Source organism: Burkholderia sp. LMU1-1-1.1 (assembly GCF_040675865.1).
Taxonomy (GTDB): Bacteria; Pseudomonadota; Gammaproteobacteria; order Burkholderiales; family Burkholderiaceae_D; genus Rugamonas.
The window spans coordinates 266,234-292,007 of the sequence record NZ_JBEGHG010000034.1 but is presented as its reverse complement, the minus strand read 5'-3'; the positions used below and the strand labels follow the sequence as shown (position 1 = coordinate 292,007).

The 25,774-nt window shown below is 64.7% G+C and carries 22 protein-coding genes; 16 read left to right on the top strand and 6 right to left on the bottom strand.

The annotated features are described in order from the left end of the window. Positions 1-2: 2 nt before the first annotated feature. The gene (locus MRBLMU1_RS22700) at positions 3-998 is read right to left on the bottom strand and encodes an SDR family oxidoreductase (RefSeq protein ID WP_363506135.1); all 996 of its coding nucleotides are present in this window, start codon (positions 996-998) and stop codon (positions 3-5) included. 169 nt (positions 999-1,167) lie between these two features. Here MRBLMU1_RS22700 and MRBLMU1_RS22695 point away from each other — a divergent pair, with 169 nt between their 5' ends. Continuing rightward, positions 1,168-2,658 carry a GGDEF domain-containing response regulator gene (locus MRBLMU1_RS22695; protein ID WP_363506132.1) on the top strand — a complete coding sequence of 497 codons (1,491 nt, stop codon included), beginning with the start codon at positions 1,168-1,170 and terminating at the stop codon, positions 2,656-2,658. A 50-nt stretch (positions 2,659-2,708) separates the two neighbouring features. Beyond that, positions 2,709-3,110, top strand: a complete 402-nt coding sequence (locus MRBLMU1_RS22690) for a VOC family protein (protein WP_363506129.1) — start codon at positions 2,709-2,711, stop codon at positions 3,108-3,110. 35 nt (positions 3,111-3,145) lie between these two features. Here the strand turns inward: MRBLMU1_RS22690 and MRBLMU1_RS22685 are convergent, their stop codons facing one another. Continuing rightward, on the bottom strand, positions 3,146-4,303 hold the full coding sequence (locus tag MRBLMU1_RS22685; protein ID WP_363506126.1) for a M23 family metallopeptidase: 1,158 nt from the start codon (positions 4,301-4,303) through the stop codon (positions 3,146-3,148). A 90-nt stretch (positions 4,304-4,393) separates the two neighbouring features. Here MRBLMU1_RS22685 and MRBLMU1_RS22680 point away from each other — a divergent pair, with 90 nt between their 5' ends. The 6 genes from MRBLMU1_RS22680 (at position 4,394) to MRBLMU1_RS22655 (ending at position 14,009) form a co-directional block, all read left to right on the top strand. Further along, on the top strand, positions 4,394-5,026 hold the full coding sequence (locus MRBLMU1_RS22680) for a TetR/AcrR family transcriptional regulator (protein ID WP_363506123.1): 633 nt from the start codon (positions 4,394-4,396) through the stop codon (positions 5,024-5,026). A gap of 16 nt (positions 5,027-5,042) precedes the next feature. Beyond that, complete coding sequence (locus MRBLMU1_RS22675) at positions 5,043-5,729, top strand: phytanoyl-CoA dioxygenase family protein (protein WP_363506120.1); 687 nt, start codon at positions 5,043-5,045, stop codon at positions 5,727-5,729. A 138-nt stretch (positions 5,730-5,867) separates the two neighbouring features. Further along, positions 5,868-7,514 (top strand): SulP family inorganic anion transporter, encoded by a 1,647-nt coding sequence (locus MRBLMU1_RS22670; RefSeq protein WP_363506117.1) that lies wholly within the window; start codon positions 5,868-5,870, stop codon positions 7,512-7,514. Positions 7,515-7,672: 158 nt separating this feature from the next. Continuing rightward, a complete protein-coding gene (locus MRBLMU1_RS22665; protein WP_363506114.1) occupies positions 7,673-9,880 on the top strand; it encodes a sensor histidine kinase in 2,208 nt (735 codons plus the stop codon). Between the two features lie 138 nt (positions 9,881-10,018). Continuing rightward, entirely contained in the window at positions 10,019-12,202 is a 2,184-nt protein-coding gene (locus MRBLMU1_RS22660; RefSeq protein WP_363506111.1) for an EAL domain-containing response regulator, read from the top strand. 25 nt (positions 12,203-12,227) lie between these two features. Beyond that, entirely contained in the window at positions 12,228-14,009 is a 1,782-nt protein-coding gene (locus MRBLMU1_RS22655; RefSeq protein WP_363506108.1) for a DUF885 domain-containing protein, read from the top strand. 133 nt (positions 14,010-14,142) lie between these two features. On the opposite strand, the gene MRBLMU1_RS22650 is transcribed toward MRBLMU1_RS22655, so the two are convergent. After that, positions 14,143-15,051: an NAD-dependent epimerase/dehydratase family protein gene (locus MRBLMU1_RS22650; RefSeq protein WP_363506105.1), complete on the bottom strand. Its 909-nt coding sequence runs from the start codon at positions 15,049-15,051 to the stop codon at positions 14,143-14,145. A 238-nt stretch (positions 15,052-15,289) separates the two neighbouring features. Here MRBLMU1_RS22650 and MRBLMU1_RS22645 point away from each other — a divergent pair, with 238 nt between their 5' ends. From MRBLMU1_RS22645 to MRBLMU1_RS22610, 8 genes are all read left to right on the top strand, one after another. Beyond that, positions 15,290-16,165, top strand: coding sequence for an urease accessory protein UreD (locus tag MRBLMU1_RS22645; RefSeq protein ID WP_363506102.1), 876 nt, complete (start codon positions 15,290-15,292; stop codon positions 16,163-16,165). A 16-nt stretch (positions 16,166-16,181) separates the two neighbouring features. After that, the gene (locus MRBLMU1_RS22640; protein ID WP_209718341.1) at positions 16,182-16,484 is read left to right on the top strand and encodes an urease subunit gamma; all 303 of its coding nucleotides are present in this window, start codon (positions 16,182-16,184) and stop codon (positions 16,482-16,484) included. A 70-nt stretch (positions 16,485-16,554) separates the two neighbouring features. Beyond that, positions 16,555-16,881, top strand: a complete 327-nt coding sequence (locus MRBLMU1_RS22635) for an urease subunit beta (protein ID WP_315212619.1) — start codon at positions 16,555-16,557, stop codon at positions 16,879-16,881. A gap of 15 nt (positions 16,882-16,896) precedes the next feature. Beyond that, positions 16,897-18,603, top strand: a complete 1,707-nt coding sequence (gene ureC / locus MRBLMU1_RS22630) for an urease subunit alpha (RefSeq protein WP_363506097.1) — start codon at positions 16,897-16,899, stop codon at positions 18,601-18,603. Between the two features lie 6 nt (positions 18,604-18,609). Beyond that, positions 18,610-19,131 carry an urease accessory protein UreE gene (gene ureE / locus MRBLMU1_RS22625; protein WP_363506094.1) on the top strand — a complete coding sequence of 174 codons (522 nt, stop codon included), beginning with the start codon at positions 18,610-18,612 and terminating at the stop codon, positions 19,129-19,131. Between the two features lie 21 nt (positions 19,132-19,152). Next, a complete protein-coding gene (locus MRBLMU1_RS22620; RefSeq protein WP_363506091.1) occupies positions 19,153-19,833 on the top strand; it encodes an urease accessory protein UreF in 681 nt (226 codons plus the stop codon). Positions 19,834-19,855: 22 nt separating this feature from the next. After that, on the top strand, positions 19,856-20,485 hold the full coding sequence (gene ureG / locus MRBLMU1_RS22615; RefSeq protein ID WP_315212623.1) for an urease accessory protein UreG: 630 nt from the start codon (positions 19,856-19,858) through the stop codon (positions 20,483-20,485). Positions 20,486-20,657: 172 nt separating this feature from the next. Next, complete coding sequence (locus MRBLMU1_RS22610) at positions 20,658-21,212, top strand: HupE/UreJ family protein (RefSeq protein WP_363506087.1); 555 nt, start codon at positions 20,658-20,660, stop codon at positions 21,210-21,212. A 13-nt stretch (positions 21,213-21,225) separates the two neighbouring features. Here the strand turns inward: MRBLMU1_RS22610 and MRBLMU1_RS22605 are convergent, their stop codons facing one another. The 3 genes from MRBLMU1_RS22605 to MRBLMU1_RS22595 form a co-directional block, all read right to left on the bottom strand. Further along, entirely contained in the window at positions 21,226-21,843 is a 618-nt protein-coding gene (locus MRBLMU1_RS22605) for a 1-acyl-sn-glycerol-3-phosphate acyltransferase (protein WP_363506084.1), read from the bottom strand. Positions 21,844-21,962: 119 nt separating this feature from the next. Beyond that, complete coding sequence (locus MRBLMU1_RS22600) at positions 21,963-24,377, bottom strand: TonB-dependent siderophore receptor (RefSeq protein WP_363506081.1); 2,415 nt, start codon at positions 24,375-24,377, stop codon at positions 21,963-21,965. A gap of 77 nt (positions 24,378-24,454) precedes the next feature. Continuing rightward, positions 24,455-25,747, bottom strand: a complete 1,293-nt coding sequence (locus MRBLMU1_RS22595) for a sigma-70 family RNA polymerase sigma factor (protein WP_363506078.1) — start codon at positions 25,745-25,747, stop codon at positions 24,455-24,457. Positions 25,748-25,774: the final 27 nt, after the last annotated feature.

The following is a 25,774-nucleotide window of genomic DNA, read 5'->3' as shown; positions in this document are numbered from 1 at the left end:
GCTCAGGACCCCACGGAGCCGGTCACCGGCAACACGATGCCGCTGATGTAGCTCGAGCACGACGGCGCGGCCAGGAACACGTAGGCCGGCGACAGCTCCTGCGGCTGCGCGGCGCGGCGCATGTCGGTGGCCTGGCCGAACTTGGCGATTTTCTCGGGCGACTGGTCGGCCGGGTTCAGCGGCGTCCAAACGGGGCCGGGCGCCACCGCGTTGACGCGGATGCCCTGGTCCAGCAGGTTGGAGGCGAGCGACATGGTGAACGCGTGGATCGCGCCCTTGGTGGTCGAGTAGTCGAGCAGGTGGCTGGAGCCTTGCAGCCCGACCACCGATCCGGTGTTGATGATGGAGGCGCCGCGCTTGAGGAAGGGCAGCACCGCCTTGGCCATGTGGAAGTAGCCGTAGACGTTGGTCTTCATCGTCATGTCGAAGCGCTCTTCGGTCAGGTCGGTCAGCTTTTCCGCGTGCTCCTGGAAGGCGGCGTTGTTGACCAGGATATCGAGCCGGCCGAAGCGTTCGTGCGTCTGCTGGGCGGCGTCGCGGCAGAAGGCGGCGTCGCGCACGTCGCCGCGCAGCAGCAGGCAGCTCTGGCCCTCCGCCTCGACATAGCGTTTGGTGTCGATCGCGTCCTGGTCTTCTTCCAGATAGACGATGGCGACGTCGGCGCCCTCGCGCGCATACAGCACCGCGACCGCGCGGCCGATGCCGGAATCGCCGCCGGTGATCAAGGCCACCATGCCGGCCAGCTTGCCGCTGCCGGCGTAGTCGGGCGCCAGGAACTCCGGCTTGAGCTGCATCTCCGCCTCCAGCCCCGGCTTCTCCAGGTGCTGCGAGGGCATCGTGCCCGGATACTCATGTTCGGTGGTTTGCACCGGCCCCTGGCGCTCGCCGGACTGGCTGCCCGACGATTTTTCCTGCTGGTCGGCCTGGTCCTGCCGTTGCTGGATTTCGCGCTGTTGACTTGCGGTGCCCGCATCGGCCCTGTTTTCGGTGTTTGCCATGATTTTCTCCTTGTGCATCGAGGGGCCAGTATTCGCGCAAGGCGCGAACGTGACAGTGCGTTTTTTCACACATGGGCGCAGATGGTTGACCGTGCAAGCGCCCGGTTTTGTGGCACACTGGAAGCAAGCGGTTCCGCGCAAGAATAGAAATACCTAGGGGCAACAAAAAATGACCGAGAATCCAGGCCGGTCCGGCCGCGTCGGCGCGTACTTCAATCCCGGCCGGGACCGGCGCGCGCATTTCCAGGCGATCTGCGGGGAGATATTCTCCCGGCTCGCGATCGTCGACAGCATCGACGAGATGGCCGACGAGGTGGCGCGTCAGGCCACCGATTTGCTGGTGCTTGACTTGAACGGCTACGCGCGTCCCGGCGGGCTGGCCGCGATAGGCCACCTGATCATCGACCGGGCTGGCGCGCCGCTGCTGGTGTTGTGCGGGTACGAGCAGTGCGCGTGGCTGCCGGAACTGATGGTTTTCGGTTCCTTCGACTATCTGATTTGTCCCGTGCTCGACGACGACCTGCGGCATGCCGTGCGGCAGGCGCTGTTGGTGGCCGACGATCCCGGCGCCGCGACGCAGCAGCGCTTATTCGACAAGGAGCGCGAGCTGCGCGATTTGGTGGGCTTGCAGCGCGGCGTGCAGCGCGCCATCGGCGCCATCGACGATATCGACAGGATGGCGGCCAAGGTATGTCATGCGTTGTGCGGTTTTCCGGGCGTGTATCACGCCTCGCTGCTGCATATGAAGCAGCACGGCGACCTGCGGCTGATCGCGCAGGCGTCGGCCGACGATCTCAATCTTGCCAGTTTGCTCGGACGGACCGACTATCTGCTGCAATCGGCGCTGCGTGATGTGTTTCCGCCGTTGATGGCGGTATCCGCCGGGCGCATGGTGCTGCTCGACGCGCCGGAAAAGACCGGCGATCCGGATTTGGCCATGCGATTGCACGACCGTTACGTGCGCATGGTGCTGGCGCTGCCGTTGCGCGCCGACCCGGGGAATCCTGAGACGGAATCGGTCACGGGGGCGATCTGCATCATGTTCGACCGTCACATCGCGTTCTCCCGCGAGCAGTTTTCCACGTTCGCCAGCCTGTCGCAGTTTGTCAGCCTCGGTCTGGGCATGAGCGAATTAAAGCATCGGAACGACGAACTCTCCGACCAACTCTCGCAGCTGAGTAGCGTCGATCATTTGACGGGCGCCGCCAACCGCCGCGCCGGCGAGACGATGCTGGACAACGAACTGCGGCGCGCGCGCCGCTACGGCCTGCCGCTGGCGGTGATGTCGTTCGAAGTGAGCAGCTTCCGGTCGCTGAACGATCCATATGGACATCCGCTCGGCGACGCGGCCTTGCGCCTGGCGGCGGAGACGGTGATGCGCCGGCTGCGCACCTCCGACATGTTGGCGCGCATGCGCGGACAGGAATTTTTGATCGTCGCCACCCATACGACGGTCGCCGACGCGATGCTGCTGGCCGAGAAGCTGCGCCTGGCGATCGTCGAGGCGGATCTGCCGGGCTGCGACAGCGTCAATGTCAGCCTTGCGATCTCCCAAGCCGGGCCGGAGGAGGGTGTCGATACCGTCTTGGACCGCCTTGACGCGGCGTTGCAGCGCGCCAAACGCGCTGGACGCAATCATATTGAATTAGCGGGATCATAGGGCCCGATCCCTCCACTTTGCGACAGTTTGAAAATGAGGATGCACCAACGATGAGCTTGTCATTTCATATCGATTACAACGGACAATGTGAGGAGGCGTTTAATTTCTACGCCGAGCACCTTGGTGGAAAGATCGGCACGATGCTTCGGGTGAAAGACGCCCCAATTCCTGCATCGTCGGCGTCGCGGGAGGATAAAATCGTCCATGCAAATATCCGCATAGACGGCGTTGAGTTGGCTGGTGCGGACGTAGACCCGATCAAATACGAGAGGCCGAAAGGTTTTTATGTGCTGATCGGCGTTGACTCCGAGACGAAGGTCAGATCCTTCTTCGACGCGTTGCGAACAGATGGACATGTCGTGCTCTCGCCTCAGATAACATTTTGGTCGCCATGCTATGCAATTGTCGTCGACCGTTTTGGCGTTCCGTGGAAAATCAACCAGGGCGTCTGATGCTTCGCCTGTTGCATCCTTAACGCCACCTGGGATCAAAAGCCGATGATGTCGCCATCCAGCGGCATGCGCATCCCGCGCTTGATGGCTTGCGCCGAGACCCGTACCGTCGAGGTGTTGTTCAGCGCCTCGCTTTCCGTGGTGTGGCCGGCGGTCGTGTAGCTGTCGAACACGAACGGCAGGCCTTGCGAATCGGCGAAGCTGGCTTTGTCCGAGACGTGGAAGTGCAGATGCGGCGCGCCGGCGGCGCCGGTCAGGCCCAGGTGGCCCAGCACCGCGCCGCGCTTGACGCGCTGCCCCGGTTTGACCGCGACGCTGCCCTGGCGCAGATGCGCGTAGTGCGCGAACACGCCCGGCGCGACCTCCAGCACGACGAAATTGCCGTACAGGCCGCGCGTGCTGAGTTCCTTCGGCTCTTCCTGCGGCGACAAGGGCCTGCGGTCCGCGACGCCATCCCGCGCGTCGCGCACCATGCCGTCGGCGACGGCCAGTACGTCGGCGTTCCAGCCTGTCCAGTCTTCGACGCGGCTTTCGGCCAATTTCTCCACCGCGACGCTCACCGCGTGCCCGCGCGTGTCCAGGCCGAAGAAGTCGATGGCGTAGCGCTGCGGGATGGCGAGGCGGCCGTTTTGTGCGATCACCCCGCCCCAGTGGTGCGATTGGGCGTGGCCCGGGCCTTCGTCGGCCAGCCACAGGCCGCCGCGCAGAGGCGCCCCCAATACGACAGGCGGCTGGAGCGCGACGGCGACGGGAATGTCGTCGGCGGTTTGCACCTCGCCGTTGGCGGTTTTGAAGGTCAGCTTGTGGCGCAGCGCTTGCGCCGCCTTGCGTCCTTCCGGCAGCTCCGCAGCGATGAAGATCAGCGCCTGGGTGCCACCTTTGATGGCGAGGCTGTTGTCGGCCTCCAGTTCCTTGTTGGGGCCAAGCAGGCGGGCGAGGTCCGCGCCGCCGTACGTGGCGAGCGGCCTGGCGTCGCCATCGGCGTAGACCTCGGCCCCGGTCAGGTTCAATGTTCCGGTGCCGGCATAGAAGTTGGCGATGTTTAGCTCGTAGAACAGATGACGCTTGCCGTCGTTGCCCGCCACCGGTTGCGGCGCCTGCAGGGCGTGGACCTCCACTGGTGCCGGGGAGGGCTGGCCGGCCGCCAGGGATGATGAGAGCAACAAGGCGGACAACAAGGCGGAACGGCGCATGGCGGGTACTCCGAGGGCGTACGAAGCCCCGACGGTGTCATATTTGCCCGGCACTTGTCAATCGACAGTGACCTCGAAGTGGTGTCATACATGACGATCATCATGTATGATGGTGCCGATTGGTTCAGTATTTGGGAGTCGCATATGAAAGTCAGCAGGGAGCAGGTGGCGCTCAACCGCGAGCGCATCGTCGAGACGGCGGCGCGGTTGTTTCGCCAGAAGGGCTACGACGGCATCGGCGTGGTCGATTTGATGAAAAGCGCCGGGTTGACGCATGGCGGGTTTTACGGCCACTTCGCCTCGAAGGAGGATTTGCTGGCCGAAGCGACCGCGCATGCGTTCAAGAAGTCGGTCGGGCGCTGGCGCGAGAGGGCGGCAGCAGCCCTCAACGCACCGGAGACGGCGATGGCGAGCATCGGCGATAGTTATTTGTCGGTGCGTCATCGCGATGGGCCGGAATTGGGGTGTTCGATTACCTCATTGGGTCCTGATATCGCGCGGTTGGGGCCCAAGGTGCGGCAGGCGCTGACCGAGGGGGCTAAGGGACAGATCGCGGTGCTGGAGGAGTTGGTGCCGGGTGAGGACCAGGCGGCGAAGCGTAAGCAGGCGTTGACCACTTACGCGGCGATGGTGGGAGCGATCGTGCTGGCAAGGGCGGTCGATGACGAGGAGATGTCGCTGGAGATTCTGGAGACGGTTCGGGCGTCTTTGCCAGGGACTTGACGGGACCGGTGCAAACATGACACCACAACAACTGTCGTCGTTTAACGAGCAAGGGTATCTATTCCTTCGAGGAGCGATACCGAAGAAACAGCTAAGTAACGTGCGAGACGACGTTTGGGCTGAGTTAAAGCGATTGAACCTGTGGTCGTCGGGCAAACGTTTGTCGGCGGTGAACAAGACCCTCACGCCATTTCAGGAAACGGTAAAGATATCCTCCGCGATCAGGGACGAGCATCTGCACAACCGACTTTTGCCAGAGCAAGTCGTCTCCATGCTGCCTAAGCTGGCGGGACGGGAGCTAGCTTTTGCCCACCAACAAATGCTGATTTCCTTGCCAAATCAGGGCGCCTGGTCGCTAACCGGCTTGAACTGGCATACCGATGTCGCCTCGTCGTCTTCAGAACTCGTCCCGGGCATCCAAGCCTTTATTCTGATCGATCAGGTAAAGAGCCATGGTGGTGGCACGCTGGCATTGGCAGGTTCACACCTCTTCAATCGTCGCAACAATCTACGCGGACAAGCTTGCGAAATTTTGCGCGCTGGCGGCGACGTGACGCAACTGGCACCTAATATTTCTATCGTTGAAATGTCGGGCGACGCAGGTGACGTCTACTTAATGGATATGCGTGTGTTGCACACACCATCGATCAATGCGACGCATAACGTCAGAATCATGGCCACGGCGCGTTATCTCAGGAAGTAAGGTCGCCCGTCGGGCTTCGCGCATCGCCCGGTGCTGCTTATGTGTTTTTCGCATTACGTAATGTAAAAAACGAGTTTGGCTCTGGACCGGCTGGGCACGATCGCGTACGCTGGCGGTTTTCAGGTTCTCGGAACGACGATGCTGCATTGGTTGAAGCACTACCGGCGCGCGCTGCTGCCTGGCGATATCAGCGCCGGCCTGGTGGTCGCCATGATGATGATCCCGCAGGGGATGGCCTATGCGCTCGTCGCCGGACTGCCGCCGGTGGTCGGCATCTATGCCAGCATCCTGCCGCCGGTGGTCTACGCGCTGTTCGGCAGCAGCATGACGCAATCCGTCGGGCCGATGGCCATCGTGTCGCTGATGACGGCGGCCGCCATCGGGCCGCTGGCGCCGGCCGGTTCGGCGCTGGCCGGCGTGCTGGCCGCCCAGCTGGCGATGGTATCCGGCGCCGTGCTGCTGTTGTGCGGCCTGTTGCGCATGGGCTTCCTGGCCAATTTCTTTTCCCGTCCCGTGATGAGCGGCTTCACCGTCGGTTCGGCGATCGTGATCGCGTTCGATCAAATCCATACCCTGCTTGGCGCGCCGCTGCCGCATCTCCACACCCCGAGCGCCGCGCTGGGCGTCGGCTCGTTGCTGCTGCTGGTGCTGTCGAAGTTTTATCTGGCCGGGGTGCTGCGCCGCTGCGGCCTGTCGCCGGCCGTCGCCGATATCGGCGCCAAGCTGGCGCCGATGCTGGTGGTCCTGGGCGGCATCGCGCTGCTGGCCACCACCGGCCTGGCCGAGATGGGCGTGCGCACCACGGGCGCCGTGCCGCCAGGCCTGCCGCGCCTGAACCTGGCCACCTCCAGCGCCCACTGGCCGCTGCTGCTGCAACCGGGCCTGCTGATCGGCTTCATCGTGTTCCTGATGTCGATGTCGGCGGCGCAGTCGCTGGCGCTCAAGCGCAACGAGAAACTGGTCAGCAACCATGAACTGGTCGGGCTGGGCGCGGCCAACGTCGCCAGCGCGCTGTCGGGCGGCTTTCCGGTCACGGGCAGCCTGTCGCGCTCCGCCGTCAACTTCGCCGCCGGCGCCAACACGCCGCTGGCGAGCCTGATCACGGCGGCGCTGCTGGCCTGCGCGCTGCTGGCGCCGACCGGCTGGCTGGCGCTGCTGCCGCTGCCCACGCTGGCCGCGACCATCATCGTCGCCGTGCTGGGCATGCTGGAACTGGACATCCTGCGCACCGCCTGGCAGTACGACCGCAGCGACGCGCTGGCCTGGGGCGCGACCTGCCTGGGCGTGCTGTCCATGGGCGTGGAGGCCGGCGTGATCGTCGGCGTGGCGCTGTCGATGGGGACCCTGATCTGGCGCGCCAGCCGGCCGCACATCGCTGTCCTGGGACGCATCGCCGGCAGCGAGCATTTCCGCAATATCGAACGCTATCCGGCCGAAACGCGGCCGGAACTGCTGGTGCTGCGCATCGACGCCAATCTGTTCTTCGGCAACGTGGAGGCGGTGTCCGAACGCATCGAGTGCGAACTGGCGACCCACCCGAGCGCGCGCCACCTGGTGCTGGTGATGACGGCGGTCAGTTCGATCGACACCACGGCGCTGTACGCGCTGGCGGAGCTCAATCAAAGCCTCAAGCGGCGCGGCATCGGCATGCACCTGGCCGAGGTGAAGGGCCCGGTGATGGACCGGCTGCGCCACAGCGAACTGCTGCGCGACCTGAACGGCAAGCTGTTCCTGAGCACCGCCATGGCGTCCGACCATCTGCTGGCTGCCGGCAAGGTCGGCTGAGTCGTTGTGTAAATAGCCATTATGGATATTATTTATACATTTAATGCCTGTGGGTAATAATACGCATGGACTTCCGGTGGGTTTGAAACTATGATTTAACTCCTGGGTTCTCGGCCTCGCCATGGGAGCCCCACCGACTAACTATCGACTGGTTGCCGATGCTGTACCGACTTGCCCGCCGCGCAGGCAGAATCTCCATCGCCATGTTCGTCAGCGTCACGCTGACCGCCGTGGTGACCTTGGTATTGACCACCTTCGCGCTGTATTTCTACCATGTCGAGAGGGCGCATCGTTGGGAGCAGCTGCGCCAGACGCTGTCCAACAGCGCCGACGAGCTGTCGTCGGCCGTGGCGCTGCCGGCGTGGAATTTCGACGAAACCCAGATCACCACCATCATGCGCAGCGGTTTGAGCAACCGCGATCTGTACGCCAGCGCGGTGGTGCCGGCCGCCGGCAGCCGCCCCTTCATCCTCACCCGCGACAACGCCGGACATCTGGTCGAGGTGGCGCGCGAGCCGGACAACCCGGAGCTGCTGTCGGAGCGGCGCCCGATCGTCGCCGCCGGCCGCAATATCGGCACCATCACCGTGTATGCCTCGCCGGTGCTGCTGCTCGAGCAGCTGCGCCAGCGGCTCTACACCATCATCGGCATGATCTTCGTGCTCGACGTGACCCTCGTCTTCAGCCTCTATCTGCTGCTGTCGCAGCTGATTTTCAAACCCATCACCACCATCGAACGCTACGCCGCCAACGTCAAGGCGGGCCAGAATCCCAACGCCTTGCCGCCGCGCGACTGGTTTTTCGGCGAACTGAAAACCCTCAATTCCTCGATCCGCGACATGGTGCGCCTGATGGACAGCCGCTACGTGGCCATGCACGCCAGCGAGGAGCGGCTGCAGATCGCCAGCAGCGCGGCGGCCATCGGCATCTGGGACTGGAACATCGTCAGCGACGAATTGGTGTGGGACGAGCAGATGCACCGCCTGTACGGCATGGACGACGCCACCCCGGCCGGCGCGGCCGGCTCCATGGACGACTGGATCGCGCGCATGCATCCCGACGACGCCATCCCGGTGCGCGCGCTGCTGGACCGCGCGCTGAGCGGACGCGGCGACTTCGACGTCGAATTCCGCGTGGTCTGGCCGGACGGCTCGCTGCACTACATGAAGGGCGAGGCGATGATCTTCCGCGACGCCGACGGCCATCCGGCGCGCGTAGTGGGCGTCAACTACGACATCACCGGGCAGAAAGTGGCCGAGCAGGAACTGCGCCGGCACCGCATCCACCTGGAGGAGCTGGTGGCCGAGCGCACCAACGCGCTGTCGGTGGCGGTGCGCCAGGCGCAGGCGGCCAACCAGGCCAAGAGCATCTTCCTGGCCAATATGAGCCACGAGCTGCGCACGCCGCTCAATTCCGTGATCGGTTTTTCGCGCTTGATGGCCGATTCGAAGAACATGCTGCCCGAGGAAAAACGCAACCTGGCGATCATCCACCGCTCCGGCGAGCATTTGCTCACCCTGATTAACGATATCCTGGAGCTGTCCAAGATCGAGGCCGGGCGCGCGGTGCTGCAGACGGAGATCATGAGCATCGACGAGATCCTGCAGGAAGTGATGGACATGGTCAGCATGCGCGCCGGCCAGACCGGCGTCGAGCTCGAACTCGATAGCGCCGGCGTGCCGGCCGGGGCGCGGGTGGACGGCACCAAGCTGCGCCAGGTGCTGCTCAACCTGATGTCGAACGCGGTCAAGTTCACCGGCCAGGGCAAGGTGACGTTGCGGGTGCGCGGCGCCATGCGCAAGGTCGACGGAACCTGCGAGTGCGAGCTGACGTTCGCGGTGATCGACGACGGTCCGGGCATCTCGCCGATCGACCAGACCCGCATTTTCGAGCCCTTCGTCCAGGCCGACGGCCCCGGCGCGAAGGAGGGCACCGGCCTGGGGCTGGCCATCTCGCGCGAGTTCGTCCAGCTGATGGGCGGCGTGTTGTCGGTGCAATCGGTGCGCGGCGACGGCGCCACCTTCCAGTTCACGATCAAGGTGCCGGTGGCCGACGAGCGGGCGGACGAGGACACCCCGGCGCTGGAGGCGCCGCAGCGCGGGCGCCGCGTGCTGGTCGCCGACGACGACGCCGATGCCAATGCGCCCTTGTCGGGCGCCGATCTGGCGCGGCTCGATCCGGCGCTGCGCGGCCAGCTCAAGGTGGCGCTGCAGGAGCTCAACTTGGCGCGCGTGGCGCTGCTGCTGCATCCCTTGCCGGCGCAATTGGCCGGCGTGGTCCGGCGCATCGAGCACATGGTGCGGTTGCACCAGTACCCGCAGCTGTGCGCTTTGCTCGACCAGGCCGGTAGCGAACTGGAGGCATGAGCCCGACAGGTATATGATAGTAGTTAGTAGATATATTAGTAATATTAATAGTACATGTATTCGGGGCGGTTCGTGACATTACGATCGCCGGTATCTTTTGGCGGACAGCGGCGGCGAAACAAGGCGAGAGAGTTTTACATGCACCGGGATTTATCGGAACAACACACCAAGGGCGAAGTGCTGATCGTGGAGGACACGCCGGCCTCGCTCAAGCTGCTTAGCGACCTGCTGACGGAGGCCGGCTATTACGTGCGCCAGGCCCCCAACGGCGAGCTGGCGCTGTGGACCGCCCAGTCGCGTCCCCCGGAGCTGATCCTGCTCGACATCCGCATGCCCGGCATCGACGGCTTCGAGGTGTGCCGCCGCCTGAAGGAGTCGCCGGAGCTGTGCAACGTGCCGGTGATTTTCCTGTCGGCGCAGCACGACACCGACGACAAAGTGCGTGGCTTCGCGCTGGGCGCCGTCGATTTCATCGCCAAGCCGTTCCAGGCCGAGGAGATCCTGGCCCGCACCGACGCCCATGTGCGCCTGAGCCGCGCCCAGCACGCGCTGGCGGTCGAACGGTCGCTGCTCGAGCAGCGCGTGGCCGAGCGCACCGAGGAACTGGCCAAGGAGGTCGAGCAGCGCCGCGCCAACGAGGAGTTCCTGCGCCTGGCGAGCCAGGTGTTCGAGGCCACCCAGGACGCCATCGTCGTCACCGACCGCGAGGCGCGCATCGTCGCCACCAACCCCGCCTTCACGCAAATCTCAGGCTACGAGGCGCAGGAGGTGATCGGCAAGAACGTCGTCATGCTGCACGCCGGCGGGCAGGACGCCGCCGCCTTCGACCAGATGCTGCAGTCGGTGACGAGCACCGGCCTGTGGTCGGGCGAGATCATGGCGCGCCGCAAGAACGGCGACGTCTATCCCGGCCTGCTGAGCGCCTCGGTGGTGCGCGACGACACCGGCCAGGTGGTCAACCACGTGGCCGTGTTCATGGACATCACCGAGCGCAAGGCCGAGCAGCACCTGATCGACTTTCTGTCCAACCACGACGCGCTCACCGGGCTGCCCAACCGCCTGCTGGCGCGCCAGCGCTTCGAGCAGACCCTGGGCACGGCGCGCCGCGAGGGCGGCTGCGTGGCCGTCATGTGCCTGGACATGGACCGCTTCAAGAGCATCAACGACTCCTATGGCCACGATGTCGGCGACAAGGCGCTGCAGGTGATCTCGCGCTTCCTGACCGATTGCGTGCGCGAGGGCGACACCGTCACCCGCCAGGGCGGCGACGAGTTCCAGATCATCGTCGCCGACGACGCCCAGTTGAGCGCCACGATGCCGATGGCGCAGAAGATCCTGGCCGGGCTGCGCAAGGAGCTGGTGATCGACGGCCAGCAGATCACCGTCACTTCCAGTATCGGCATCGCCGTCAGCCTGACCGATGGCGACAGCTTCGATGAACTGGTGCGCAACGCCGACACGGCGCTGTTCCGGGCCAAGGAGATCGGCCGCGACAACTACGCCTTCTTCACCGAGCGCATGGACGCCGAGATCCGCGACAAGCTGGCGATCCAGAGCCAGCTGCGCGGCGCCATCGCCCGCAACGAGTTCGAGGTCCACTACCAGCCGCAGATGTGCCTGAAAAGCGGCGTGATGGCCGGCGCCGAGGCGCTGCTGCGCTGGAACAACGCGGTGCTGGGCCGGGTGCCGCCGAACCGCTTCATTCCGCTGGCCGAGGAATATGGCCTGGTCAATTCGATCGGCGAGTGGGTGCTCGAAAGCGTGTGCGAGCAGATCAAGGTGTGGCAGGACCAGGGGCTGGGCGACATCAAGGTGGCGGTCAACCTGTCGGCCGGTCAGTTCGCCAACGACGCCACCGTGCCGTACGTGGAAAGCACCTTGCGCAAATACGGGATCGCGCCGGCCTGCCTGGGCCTGGAAATCACCGAGGGCACCGTGATGGGCGATCCGAACAAGGCGGTGGCGGCGCTGCGCAAGCTCAAGGACATCGGCGTCAGCATCTCGCTCGACGACTTCGGCACCGGCTATTCCAGCCTCAGTTACCTGAAACGCTTCCCGATCGACGTGCTCAAGATCGACAAATCGTTCGTCGACGACGTCACCACCAGCGCCAACGACGCGGCGATCGCGCTGTCGGTGATCTCGCTGGCGCACAACCTGAACATGCGGGTGATCGCCGAGGGAGTGGAGACGCGCGAGCAGGTGCGCTTCCTGACCGAGCGCGGATGTGACGAGATGCAGGGGTATTATTTCAGTCCTCCGCTCAACGGCGAGGCCTTCACCGCGCTGCTGCGCGAACGACGCAATTTGTTGGACATGTAATCAACCCTTCCACCACTGGAGTTCTATGGAAAAGAAGTTTGGCGCCGTCATCGCTGGCGCATGCATGGTTTTATCCCTCAACGTAGCCGCGGCCACCACTGCCCCGGCGCCGGCCGCCAAAGCCGGTCCCGCCGACGCCCAGTTCAAAACCATCTACACGCAAGAGTGGACGTGGCGCCTGGGCCAGAAGATGGAGGAGGGCGAGGACGACGAGAAGGGCGGAACGACGACGCTGCCGCGCATCGACCCGGCCACCCAGCAAAAGCGCCTGGCCTACTGGCAGGACGTGATGAAAAAGCTCGACGGCATCAAGCAGGACAAGCTGTCGGCCGAGGAGGTGATCAACTACCAGGTCTACAAGGCGCAGATCGCGGCCCTGATCGACGCGCAGAAATTCCGCGAGTATGAAAAGCCGCTCAACGCCGACACGGCCTTCTGGTCCAACATGGCGTCCGCCGCGCGCAACACGCTGACCAAGGAAAAGGAATACCAGGACTACATCAAGCAGATGTCGGACGTGCCGCGCTACTTCAACGACCAGATCGTCAACATGCGGGCCGGGATGGCGCGCGGCTTCACGCCGCCGAAGGTCACGCTGATCGGCCGCGATAGCTCCATCACTTCGGTGACCGAGGCCAAGACGCCGCAGGACACGGTGTTCTACATGCCGTTCAAGAGCATGCCGACCACCATCCCGGCGGCGCGGCAGGAAGAACTGCGGGCGGAGGGCGTCAAGGCGATCGAGACCTACGTGCTGCCTTCGTACCGCAATCTGCTCAAGTTCATGCGCGAGGAGTATGTGCCGAAATCGCGCGAGGACCTGGCGGCGGAGAATCTGCCCGACGGCAAGGCCTACTACCAGTCGAAGATCGTCGAATTCACCACCACCACGATGAGCGCCGACGAGATCCACCAGATCGGCGTCAGCGAAATGGCCAAGATCCGCGCCGAGATGCTGGACGTGATCAAGCAGACCGGCTTCGATGGCGACCTGCCGGCCTTCCTGCAGTTCCTGCGCACCGATTCGCGCTTCTACGCCAAGACGCCGGAGGAGTTGCTGATGCGCTCCGCGTGGGTGGCGAAGAAGTTCGACGCCAAGGTTGGCCAGTACTTCGGCTATCTGCCGCGCCGCCGCTTCGCCGTGATTCCGGTGCCGGACGACCAGGCGCCGTTCTACACGTCGGGGCGCGGTGGTCCGGGTGTTTATCTGGTCAATACCTACAACCTGCCGTCGCGCGCGTTGTACAGCATGCCGGCGCTGACGCTGCACGAATCGGCGCCGGGACACGCTTTCCAGATGCCGGTGGCGATGGAGCAGAAGGGCCGTCCGGCGTTCCGCAACGCTTATATTTCGGCTTATGGCGAAGGCTGGGCGCTGTACAGCGAGCGGCTGGGTGTCGAGATGGGGATGTATGAGACGCCGTACGAGGTGTTCGGCATGCTCAGTTACCAGGCGTGGAGGGCTTCGCGGTTGGTGGTCGATACCGGTATCCACAGCAAGGGCTGGACGCGTAAGCAGGCGCAGGATTATTTGAAGGCCAATACGGCGCTGTCGGAGCACGAGATCGAGACGGAGGTCGACCGGTATATCTCGTGGCCGGGGCAGGCGCTGTCGTATTATCTGGGCGAGATGAGCATCATCAACGCGCGCAAGAAGGCCGAGGCGGCGCTGGGATCGAAGTTCGATATCCGCGCCTTCCACGACACGGTGCTGCAACTGGGTTCGGTGCCGCTGCCGGTGCTGGAGGCGCGTATCGATTTGTTCATCAAGGAGGGTGGCAAGAGCCCTTATCCGAATCTGGATTAAGGCCGGCGACGGCTCGTAGATGGCGGATTACGCTTCGCTAATCCGCCCTACGTGTATACCTCGTTGATTCACGTAGGGCGGATTAGGCGGAACGCCGTAATCCGCCATAGATCCGCCAGCGGCCCTTGCGGAGTCAGGCGCCAGCCGGACGACCCAACATATCCCCGCCGATCCACTCGAGCACCGACGGCCGGTGCGGCTTCCACCCCAACTGCTCGCGCCCGCGCTTGCCCCGCACGCGACTGTTGGACCCCAGCCCGTACGACGCCATCTCATACCCCCACTCCTCTTTGGCCTGCTCCAGCGGCCAATCCTGCGCCTCGCCCATATCGAGCGCGCGCGCCATCGCCGCCGTCATATCGCGGAACGATGCTTCGCCGCTTTCGACGAAATAAAACGCGCCAGCTTCGGTCTTCTCCAGGGCCAGCAAATACAGATCGACCACATCGTCGATATGTACATTGGACCAAATGTTCAACCCCGGCCCCACATGGCGCACGGTGCCGCTCTTGCGCGCCTGTTTGAGCAGGCGTGGCAACTGCACGCTATCGCGCGGCAGCGCGCCGTGGCCGTAGATCAGTGTATTGCACAGCACCGCCGAACGCACGCCCTTGCCGGCGGCGGCCAGCACCAGGTTGTCGATGGCGACGCGGGCCGCCTTGTCCGGCGTCGGTTCCGGCAGTTGGTCCTCGTAATAAATGCGGTCGGTGCCCAGTCCACCCGAGGCGTCGCCGACGATGCTCGAGCCGCTGGTGTGCAGGAACACCTTGCCCGAGCCGGAAAGCCCGTCGATGATGGCTTCCACGGCTGCGCGATTGTCGCTGCTGGCCGCGTTGATGACGGCGTCCGCCGACCGCGCCTGCGTGATCAGCAAATCGCGGTCGTCGAGCGTGCCGACCACCCCGGTCACGCCGATCTTCTTGAGTTCCTCGATTTGCTCTGGTTTGCGAACCAGCCCGGTGACATGGTGGCCGGCCTTGACCAGCCCCGCAGCGATCGAACCGCCGATAAACCCTGCCGCGCCTGTGACGAATACCTTCATGTCGTGCTCCTGTTGAAATTGGATGCATTCAGTATGGCGGGGGAGGCGTCGCGCACAAAGACCTCGGCGAGCAAAGCATAGTTGAGGGTGAGTCAATAATATTCACGCGCCAAAACGCACTATTTTGGTGCCTGCGACTCAATTTGGTGCAATAACCTTGCCTCGCGCTGCCCGGGTCGGATTTTCTGCTGGCACACGGCTTGCATAGTACAGACATTATTTATAAAACCACTAAGTTATGCCTGATTGCACCGCATCGTCCGACCTCGTCGCCAGCGCCGCCCATGCAGCCTGGCAGGCCAGTCTCACGCTCGGATTCGCGGACGATGCCGGCACCACGCGGCTGTTCAACAATATCCACTTCGGTCCCCTGCGCGTGCAGAAGGCCCTGTACCCCGAAGACGGCAAGGTGTGCCACGCCATCGTGGTCCATCCGCCGGGCGGCGTGGTCGGCGGCGACCAGCTGGCGATCGATATCGGCGTCGGCGACCGCGCCCACGCCTTCATCACCACGCCGGGCGCCGCCAAATGGTACAAGGCCAATGGCAAGGTCTCGCGCCAGGTCGTCCACCTGCACTTGAACGAAAGCGCCGCCCTCGAATGGCTGCCACAGGAAACCATCTTTTTTGATACCGCTAACGTGGTGCTGGAGCAGCACGTGGAACTGGCCGTCGGCGCCACCTTCATCGGCTGCGAGATCCTCTGCATGGGCCGTCGCGGCTCCGGCGAGGTATTCAACACCGGCACCGTCACGCAGCGCAGCAGCATCCGTCGCGACGGCAAATTGATCTGGTGGGAGCAGGGCGCGATGGTCGGCGGTCGTCTGGGCAGTCCGCTGGCGTTGAACGGCCACACCGTCTGCGCCACCCTGATCGCCGCCGGCAAAGCGCTGCCGGCCGCCGTGCTGACCGAGTTGCTGTCCCAGATCCGCGCCGACATCGCCGCCGATGGCGAACACGCCTTCGGCATCACCCACACCAAGGGCGTGCTGGTGGCGCGCCATCTGGGCGATGACAGCGAAACCGCGCGCCGCCTCATGCTCACCGTGTGGCGCCGCGTGCGCCCGCATCTGCTGGAACGCGAGGCCGTCACGCCGCGCATCTGGCAAACCTGATACTGGAACCCCGAACATGGATCTGACCCCAAGAGAAAAAGACAAACTGCTGATCTTCACCGCCGGCATCGTGGCCGAGCGCCGCCTCGCGCGCGGCCTGAAACTGAATTATCCGGAGGCGATCGCGCTGATCACCTGCGCCATCATGGAGGGCGCGCGCGACGGCAAGTCGGTGGCCCAGCTGATGGCCGACGGCACGCAGATATTGACGCGCGACCAGGTCATGGAAGGGATACCGGAGATGATCCCGGACATCCAGGTGGAAGCCACTTTCCCCGACGGCAGCAAACTGGTCACCGTGCACAACCCGATACCCTGAATCGCATCATGAATACCCATTTACGTTCCAACCCGAACTACCCCAAGACACCTTTTTCAAGGAGCTCACTATGATACCCGGTGAATATCTGCTCACGGAGGGCGAGATCGGCCTCAATGAGGGCCGCGAAACCGAGAGCGTCGTGGTGACCAACCAGGGCGACCGGCCGGTGCAGGTCGGCTCGCACTTCCACTTCTTCGAGGTGAACACGGAGCTCAAGTTCGAACGCTGGAAGGCTTACGGGCGGCGCCTGAACATCGCCGCCGGCACCGCCGTGCGCTTCGAGCCGGGACAACAGCGCACCGTCGAACTGGTGAAGCTGGGCGGGGACCAGAAGGTCTACGGCTTCAATGGAAAAGTGATGGGCAAGCTGGATACCAACCCACCGAAAAGCTAATAACAAAAGGCTAACATGGCTACAATCTCGCGCCGCGCCTACTCGGAGATGTTCGGTCCCACCAAAGGGGACCGCGTCCGTCTGGCAGACACCGAACTGTTTATCGAAATCGAGCACGATTACGCCATCTACGGCGAAGAAGTCAAATTTGGCGGCGGCAAAGTGATCCGCGACGGCATGGGCCAGTCGCAGCGCGTGCGCTCCGATCCGATGGTGATGGACACGGTCATCACCAACGCGATCATCATCGACCACTGGGGTATCGTCAAGGCCGACATCGGCCTGAAAGACGGCATGATCGCCGCCATCGGCAGGGCCGGCAACCCGGACATCCAGTCCGGCGTGACGATGGCCATCGCCGGCGCCACCGAGATCATCGCCGGCGAAGGCATGATCGTCACCGCCGGCGGGGTCGACACCCACATCCACTTCATCTGCCCGCAGCAGATCGAGGAAGCCTTGATGAGCGGCGTGACGACGATGATCGGCGGCGGCACCGGGCCGTCGGCCGGCACGTCGGCCACCACCTGCACGCCGGGACCGTGGCACCTGCATTCGATGCTGGGCGCGGCCGACGCCTTTCCGATGAACCTGGGCTTCCTCGGCAAGGGCAACGTCAGCCTGCCGGCGCCGCTGGAGGAGCAGGTGCGCGCCGGCGCCATCGGCCTCAAACTGCACGAGGACTGGGGCAGCACGCCGGCCGCCATCGACAACTGCCTGAGCGTGGCCGACAAGATGGATGTGCAGGTGGCGATCCACAGCGACACGCTCAACGAGGGCGGTTATCTGGCCGATACCCTGGCAGCCTTCAAGGACCGCACCATCCACACCTTCCACACGGAAGGGGCGGGCGGCGGCCATGCGCCGGACATCATCGCCGCCGTCGGCGAGAGCAATGTGCTGCCGTCGTCGACCAATCCAACCCGCCCGTTCACCGTCAACACGCTCGACGAGCACCTCGACATGCTGATGGTCTGCCACCACCTGGACGCGGCGATCGCCGAGGACGTGGCCTTCGCCGAGTCGCGCATCCGCCGCGAGACCATCGCCGCCGAGGACATCCTGCACGACATCGGCGCCATCTCGATGATGTCGTCCGACTCGCAGGCCATGGGCCGGGTCGGCGAGGTCATCATGCGTACCTGGCAAACGGCGCACAAGATGAAGGTGCAGCGCGGACCGCTGGCGCCGGACTCCTCGCGCAACGACAACTTCCGCGTCAAGCGCTACGTCGCCAAGTACACCATCAACCCGGCCATCACGCACGGCATCGCGCACGCGGTGGGCTCGGTGGAAGTGGGCAAGATCGCCGACCTGGTGCTGTGGAAGCCGGCCTTCTTCGGCGTCAAGCCCTCGACGATACTCAAGGGCGGCATGATCGCCGCCGCGCAGATGGGCGACCCGAACGCGTCGATCCCGACGCCGCAGCCGGTGCATTACCGGATGATGTTCGGCGCCTTCGGCGGCGGGCTGAAAAAATCGTTCACCTTCGTCTCGCAGGCGGCGTTCGACGAAGGCATCGGCGACAAGCTCAAACTGAACAAAACCCTCATCGTCGCCAAGGACATGCGCGCGCTGCGCAAGAGCCATATGATCCACAACGGCGCCACGCCGAAGATGGAAGTCGATCCCGAAACCTACGAAGTGCGCGCCGACGGCGAGCTGCTGGTCTGCGAAGCGGCCTCCGTGCTGCCGATGGCGCAGCGTTACTTCCTGTTTTAAATACTTATGCTGACACTTCATACCAAACTTTCAGCGGCCGACCACGCGGCGGCCGATATCGCCGCGCAGCTGGTGCTGCCTTACGAACTGCGCGAGAAATGCCGCCTGCGCGCCACGCTGGACACCGGCGAGGACGTCGCCGTCTTCACCGTGCGCGGCACCGTACTGCGCGACGGCGACCTGCTGACCGGCGAGGACAAGCGCGTGGTCAAGGTGGTGGCCGCGCCGGAGCCGACCTACAAGGTCACCTGCGCCGACGCCCATACCTTGCTGCGCTGCGCCTTCCATCTCGGTAACCGCCACACGCAGGCGCAGGTCGGCGACGGCTTCCTGCGCATTCGCGCTGACGCCGTGCTCAAGGAAATGCTGGCCGGCCTGGGCGCCAAAGTAGAGGAGGAACAGGCCGCCTTCGAGCCGGAATCGGGCGCCTACGGCGGCGGTCACGCGCACCACGACGACGGCGGCCACCATCCGCTGGCGCCGATCCCGCTGCGCCAGAAGATCCACCGTCCCAGCGATCCGAAGTGAGCCAACGGTGAGCTTATTCTGATGCAAGCATCCGCATTATTGAATCTGCTGCAATTCGCCAGTCCGGCCCTGCCGATCGGCGCGTACAGCTATTCGCAGGGGCTGGAGGCCGCGCTGGAAAATGGCATGGTCACCAACGCCGAGCAGGCGCGCGCATGGATACTGCGCCACCTGCACGAGGTGGTGGCGCAGTGGGAGGCGCCGGTCGCCTGGCGGCTGATGCGGGCCTGGTCGCGCCGCGACTGGGCGGCGGTGGCCGAGTGGAGCGAGCGTTTCATCGCCTCGCGCGACAGCGCCGAATTCCGCGCCGAGACGATCCAGATGGGATATTCGCTGACCAAGCTGGTGGCCGAGCTGGGTATCGTCGACGCCGCGATGCTGGCGCAGCTGCAAGGCGAGCCGGAAGTGGCGCTGCCGACGGCCTTCGCCTGCGCGGTGGCGGCGCTGGAGATTCCGCACGACGCCGCGCTGTTGGCGATGCTGTTCGCGTGGGCAGAGAACCAGGTGCTGGTATGCGTCAAGTCCGTGCCGCTAGGGCAGGTGGCCGGCCAGCGGATGCTGCTGTCGCTCCGCGAGGATATCGAAGCTGCGGCACGTCACGCGCAAACCGTTTCCGATGACGATATGTGCAACTGGGCGCCGGGATTGTCGCTGCTGTCGATGCGGCACGAGGTCCAGTACAGCCGTCTTTATAGATCATAACCAGATAAACAATATAAAACATATGAATACTTCCAATCCTTTACGCGTCGGCATCGGTGGTCCGGTCGGTTCCGGAAAAACCGCTTTGTGCGAAATGCTCTGCAAGGGCATGCGCGACCAGTTCGACATGGCTGTCATCACCAATGACATCTACACCAAGGAAGACATGGAGATCCTGCTGCGCGCCGACGCGCTGCCGGCCGAGCGTCTGATGGGCGTGGAGACCGGCGGTTGCCCGCACACGGCGATCCGCGAGGATGCCTCGATCAATCTGGAGGCGATCGCCCGCATGCAGGCGGATTTTCCGAATCTGGATCTGATACTGGTCGAATCCGGCGGCGATAATCTGGCGGCCACCTTTAGCCCGGAGTTGTCGGATTTGACGATCTACGTGATCGACGTTGCTGGTGGCGAGAAGATTCCGCGCAAGGGTGGTCCCGGCATCACGCGCTCCGATCTGCTGATCATCAACAAGACCGACCTGGCGCCGCATGTGGGCGCGGATCTGGACGTGATGGCGCGCGACGCCAAGCAGCAGCGCGGCGCGCGTCCGTTCATCTTCACCAATCTTCGCAGCGGCGACGGCGTCGCCGCCGTCATCGATTTCATCCGCGAGCAGGGACTTTTGGGACAGACCCCGCACGCCGCATAACCAGGAAACGGGAAACGGGAAAACAGCATAACCACAGAGACACGTAGGGCGGATTAGGCGGCACGCCGTAATCCGCCATGTATGAGCCGCCGGCAGCACATGCACGGCGGATTACGCTGCGCTAATCCGCCCTACGTGTATCTTCGAAACGCATACTTAAACAGGAGATCACATGTCCAAAAAATCCGCGCTTGCACTCATTCTGGCACTGGCCAGCACCGCCGCCGCCGCCCACCCTCAAGCCGGCGGCGCCCACGCGCACGACTTCCTCAGCGGCTTCGCCCATCCCTTCACTGGCCTGGATCACTTGCTGGCGATGCTTGCCGTGGGCATTTGGAGCGTGCGCCAGCCGAACGCCAAATGGCTGCCGGCGACCTTCATCGGCATGGTGCTGGTCGGCGTGCTGACCGGCGTGGCCGGCCTGACGATCCCCGGCCTGGAAACCGGCATCGCGTTGACGGTGGCGACGATGGGTGTGCTGATCGCGGTGGCGGCGCGCCTGCCGGCGGCGGTGGGCGTGACGATGGTGGGCGTGTTCGCGGTCCTGCACGGCAACGCGCACGGCCACGAATTGCCGGCGGCGGCCAGCGCCTTCGGCCTGCTGTTGGCCAGTACGGTGCTGGTCTACAGCGGCAGGATGCTGGGCCGCATCAGCCCCGCGCTGGCGGTGAAGGTATCCGGCGCGGCGATCGCCGCCACCGGCGTGATGCTGGCGGCGACGGTTTAAACGACGGTTGCGATTATTCGCGCGGCTCGGCGCGGCGCTCTGACAGCACGATCGGCGCCGCGTTTTCCGGATACAGACCCTGATGGCCCGCGAAACCGGCGCGGATGGCGGCAAGGTCGGTCTCCTGGTTGCCGGTCAGGAACACGTGGTCCACCAAGCCGAGCGTCTTGCTCGGGTAGTCGAAATACACCAGCACCAGCGGCACCTTGGCCTCCAGCGCCAGGTGATAGAAGCCGCTCTTCCAGTAGGGACGATAGGCGCGCGTGCCCTCCGGCGTGATGCCGACCCAGTACCAGTCGGCCGCGTTCATGCGCGCCGCCTGCGTTTTGATGGTGCCGCTCGGCGTGCCGCGTTCGACCGGCTCGCCGCCCATCGCGCGGAACCATTTGCCCAGCGGTGATTTGAACAGCGAGTCCTTGGCCAGCCAGCGGAACGGCAGGTTCAGCGCCCATTTGCACAGCAGGCCGATGGGAAAGTCCCAGTTCGACGTGTGCGGGTAGATGAGCATGATGCCGCGCGGGCCCGGCAGCGGGCGGTAAAGTACGCGCCAGCCCACCAGGTTCAGCGCGCGCAGCGACAGGCGCTGCGCCAAGGTCGGCAGCGCCGCCGGTTTCAATTCAAAATCGCTCATCCATCCCACCCTGTCCTTGTTTTATCTTTTTATCACTCTTGACAGGCTGGCATGGACCTCGTCAAAAACCGCGCCCGCATTCTATATTGGCGACCTTGACGGGGCAAGCGGTTCCGACCCTACAGCTTGTAGTTCAAGGTCACGGTCGCGCTGCGCGGCGTGCCATAACTGTTGCCGCCGGCGGTCCAGCCGATCTGGTGGTACGTCTTGTCGAAGGCGTTGTTCACGTTCAGGCGCAGGCTGAGATGGTCGTCGAACTGGTAGGCTGCGTGCAGCCCGACGACCGTGTAGCCGCCCTGGCGGATGTTCGGATTGTCGGACGAGTAGACCGCGTTCTGCGCCGACAGCGAGCCGCCGACACGCCAGCGGTTCAAATCCCCCGGCAGGTGGTAGCTGGTCGACACCTTGAATTGATGGCGCGGCAAATCCGCGTCGAACAATTTGCCTATGTTGGAGGCATCGGAGTCGCTGACGTATTTGGCGGCGACGTAGGTGTAGCCGGCCGTCGCCTGCCAGCCCGGCGACAGCTCGCCGCCGACCTCCATCTCGATGCCCTTGCTTTCCACTTCCCCCGCCGCGCGCGAGCACCAGGTCGAGGCGGTGCCGGGGCAGGGCGAGGGGCCGCCGAGATCGGTCATCGCGCGGTTCTCCTGGCTGACCTGGAACACCGCCAGGCTGGCGTTGAGCTGGCCGTCGAAATATTCGCCCTTGATGCCTGCCTCGTAGTTGGTGCCGGTGACGGGCTTGAGCAGGTCGCCGTTGATGTCCACCGCGCTTTGCGGCTGGAAGATCTCGGTCCAGCTGGCGTACAGCGAGTGGCGCGCGTCCAGGTCGTAGACCACGCCGGCGTACGGCGTGATCTCGCGCGCGACCTTGTAGCCGGTATGGTTGCCGTCGTTGGTGAATTCGTACCAGCTCGAGCGCGCGCCGACGATGACCGACAGCGGATCGGTGATGCTAAAGCGCGCCGATCCATACAGGCCGCTCTCGCGCACCGTGCTTTGCGTGCGCCAGCGCTGGTAGTTGGCGGTGGGGCGCGTGGCGGCGTGGTGATTCCAGTTGAACGGGTCGACCGCCAGAGGCGTCGCGCGCGCGCCCCAGTCCCCGAAGTTGTCGTTCTGGGCCTTCCGGTGGCTCAGGCCGACGGACACCTCGTGCCCGCGCCCCAGCAGCGAGAACGGACCGCCGACCGTCGCGTCGAAACTGCTCTGTTGGTTATCCAGCTTGTAGGCCTGGGTGTTCTGCGTGGTCGAGCCCTCGGCGCCGCCGAAGCCGGAGAACATGGTGTCGACATCCTGCCACTTCCGGATCACTGAGACGCGGGCTTTCCAGCCTTTGCCGAAGCGGTGATCGACGTCGGCGAACACGGTCTTGTCGGTCTGGTCCCAGAAATCATAGGCGTTGCCGAGATTCGCCGTGCGTGGCAGGTTCAGGGACGATCCGTCGTCGCGGGTTGGAAAATCCTGGTAGCCGCCGGTGTGTTCGAGCTTGCGGTAGTGGGCGCCGACGGTCAGCGTGGTATCGCGGGCGAGGTCGGCCTCCAGGATGCCATACAGTTGTTCGGTGCGGTCGTGCGCGACGTCGTAGAACATGTCCTTGTCCTGAACGCTGACCACGGCGCGGCCGCGCAGGGTCTTGGCCTCGTTGAGCGCGTTGGCCGCGTCGAGTTGCAGCTGATAGTCGTTCCAGCGGCCCGCGCTGGCCGTCAGCGATACCTGGCGTTCGGCGGTCGGACGCTTGCGCACCAGATTGATGGCGGCCGAGGGATTGCCGCTGCCGCTGGTCAGGCCGTTGGCGCCGCGTACCACCTCCACCCGGTCGTAGATCACCAGGTCGGCGTTGTCCGCGTTGAAGGTGCCGTTGGCGCCCATGCTGGTCGGCACGCCGTCAAGCATCATATTGGTGATCGGGAAGCCGCGCGCGCTGAAACTGCCGGAGTTGCCCGCGTAGTAGCCCTTTTGCATCACCAGGCCGGTGATGCTCTGGACCGCGTCGTCCAGCGTGACCAGGCCTTGGTCCTCGATTTGCTGCCGCGTCAGGACGCTGACGGATTGCGGCGTTTCGCGTGGCGACAGTTCCAGCCGGGTCGCGGTGTTGGTGGCGGCGGTCGTGTAGGAGCCGGTGCCCTCGGTGGTCATGGGGCGGGTCGAGCTGACGGTCACCGTGGGCAGCGCGGTTTCCCTGGCGGCCTGCGGCCCGGCCGCGCGCAGCACGTAACCGCCATTGTCCATGCGCACCGCTTCCAGCCCGGTGCCCTTCAGCAATTCGGCGAAGCCGTCCTGTTGGATGAAGATGCCGCGCAGTCCCGCGGTGTGCTTATCGCCGGTCTGGTCGGCGGTGAAGGTCAGTGGGATGCCCGCCGTCATGGCGAAGTGGCGCAGGGCGGGACCCAGCGGGCCGGCGGCGATGTTGAACTGCTGCGCCTGGTTCTGCGCCGGCGCGCTTTGCGCCTGCGCCGGCGGCAAGGCGCCGCCCAGACACATCAACAGGGAGATAGCGCAGGCGATCGGCCGCCGCTTGAACTGGTTTTGCATGGTTGTTCCTCAAGTAAGTGAAAGTGGGGTGCTTACCTGATAGGTGCCGCGAGAAAGTAAATCGGGCAGGAAAAGTTTTATTTTTTTTCGACGGTGACCCAATACGCCGTGCGCGAGCTGATGCGGACGGGCAGGGAGTTCGGCAGCATGGACAGGATCGCGCCGGTATCGGTGAGCGGAAACACGCCGGAGAAGCGCAAATCGGCCACCGCCGGATCGCAACGCAGCACGCCATGGCGGTGGCGGCCCAGTTCGGCGAGGAAATCCGCGAGGCGCATATTGTCCGCGACGATGGCGCCCCGGGTCCAGGCGGTGCTGTCGGCGGCGGCCGGGGTGGGCGCCGCGATCCGCGTCGCCGAGAAGATCGTCCGCTCCCCGGCGCGCAGCATGCGCGCGTCGCGCGGCGCGTCGGCGGGCGTGGCTTGCACGGCGCCTTTCTGTACGCTCACTTCGGTCTGGCCGGCGAGCTGGCGCACGGTGAAGGCCGTGCCCAGCGCTTGCACGCGGCCGTCGGCCGTTTGCACGAGGAAAGGGCGCTCGATGCCGGCCTCGGCATGGCCGGTCACGATCATGATTTCACCGGCGACCAGCTTGAGCAGCCGCCGCCGGCCGTCGAACTCGATGTTGACCGCGCTGGCGGTGTTGAGCATCAGGCGCGTGCCATCCGACAAGGTCCACGCGCGGCGCTCGCCGACGCCGGTGTGCAGGTCGGCGGCCAGCCGTTGGCAGGGCTCCGAACGGAAAGCCAGCGCGCCGGCCGCGCCGGCCACGCCGATGCCCAACAGCAGCGCCATCGTCTTGCGCCGGTCGGTCGCCACCGGGGAGAGGGCGCGGTAGGCCGCCGCTCCATGCAAGCCCCGCAGCCGCGCGCCGACCACCTCGAGGGCCTGTCGGTCGGCGCGCGTCAGGTATTGCTTCACCGAGCTGGCCGACACCCGCAGGCGCGCGGCGATCTGGTCATAGGTCAAGCCTTCGAGTTGCGCCAGCAAAAAAGCTTCCTTGACGGCGCGCGGCAGGCCGTCCAGCGCGCGGTCGATTTCCTGCAGCGCCTCGATCGCCATCAGGCGTTGTTCCGGGGCCGGTATGTGGGCGTCGGGCAGGGCGGCCAGCGCTTCCAGATAGGCGGTCTCCAGCAGATGGCGGCGGTGGCGGTGCGCCAGCAGGCGGCGGGCGATGGTGGCGAGGAAGGGACGCGGTTCGCGGATGTCGCCCGCATAGCCGGTCGTGATGACGTTGACGAAGGTATCCTGGGCCAGGTCGGAGGCGTCGCTGCTGTTGTTCAGCCTGCGCTGGAGCCATCCGCGCAGCCACGTGTGGTGATCAAGGTAGAGAGTTTCGACGGGATTGGAGGTAAGCTGATCGACGGACACCGGCTGCATTTAAATGAGAATGATTAT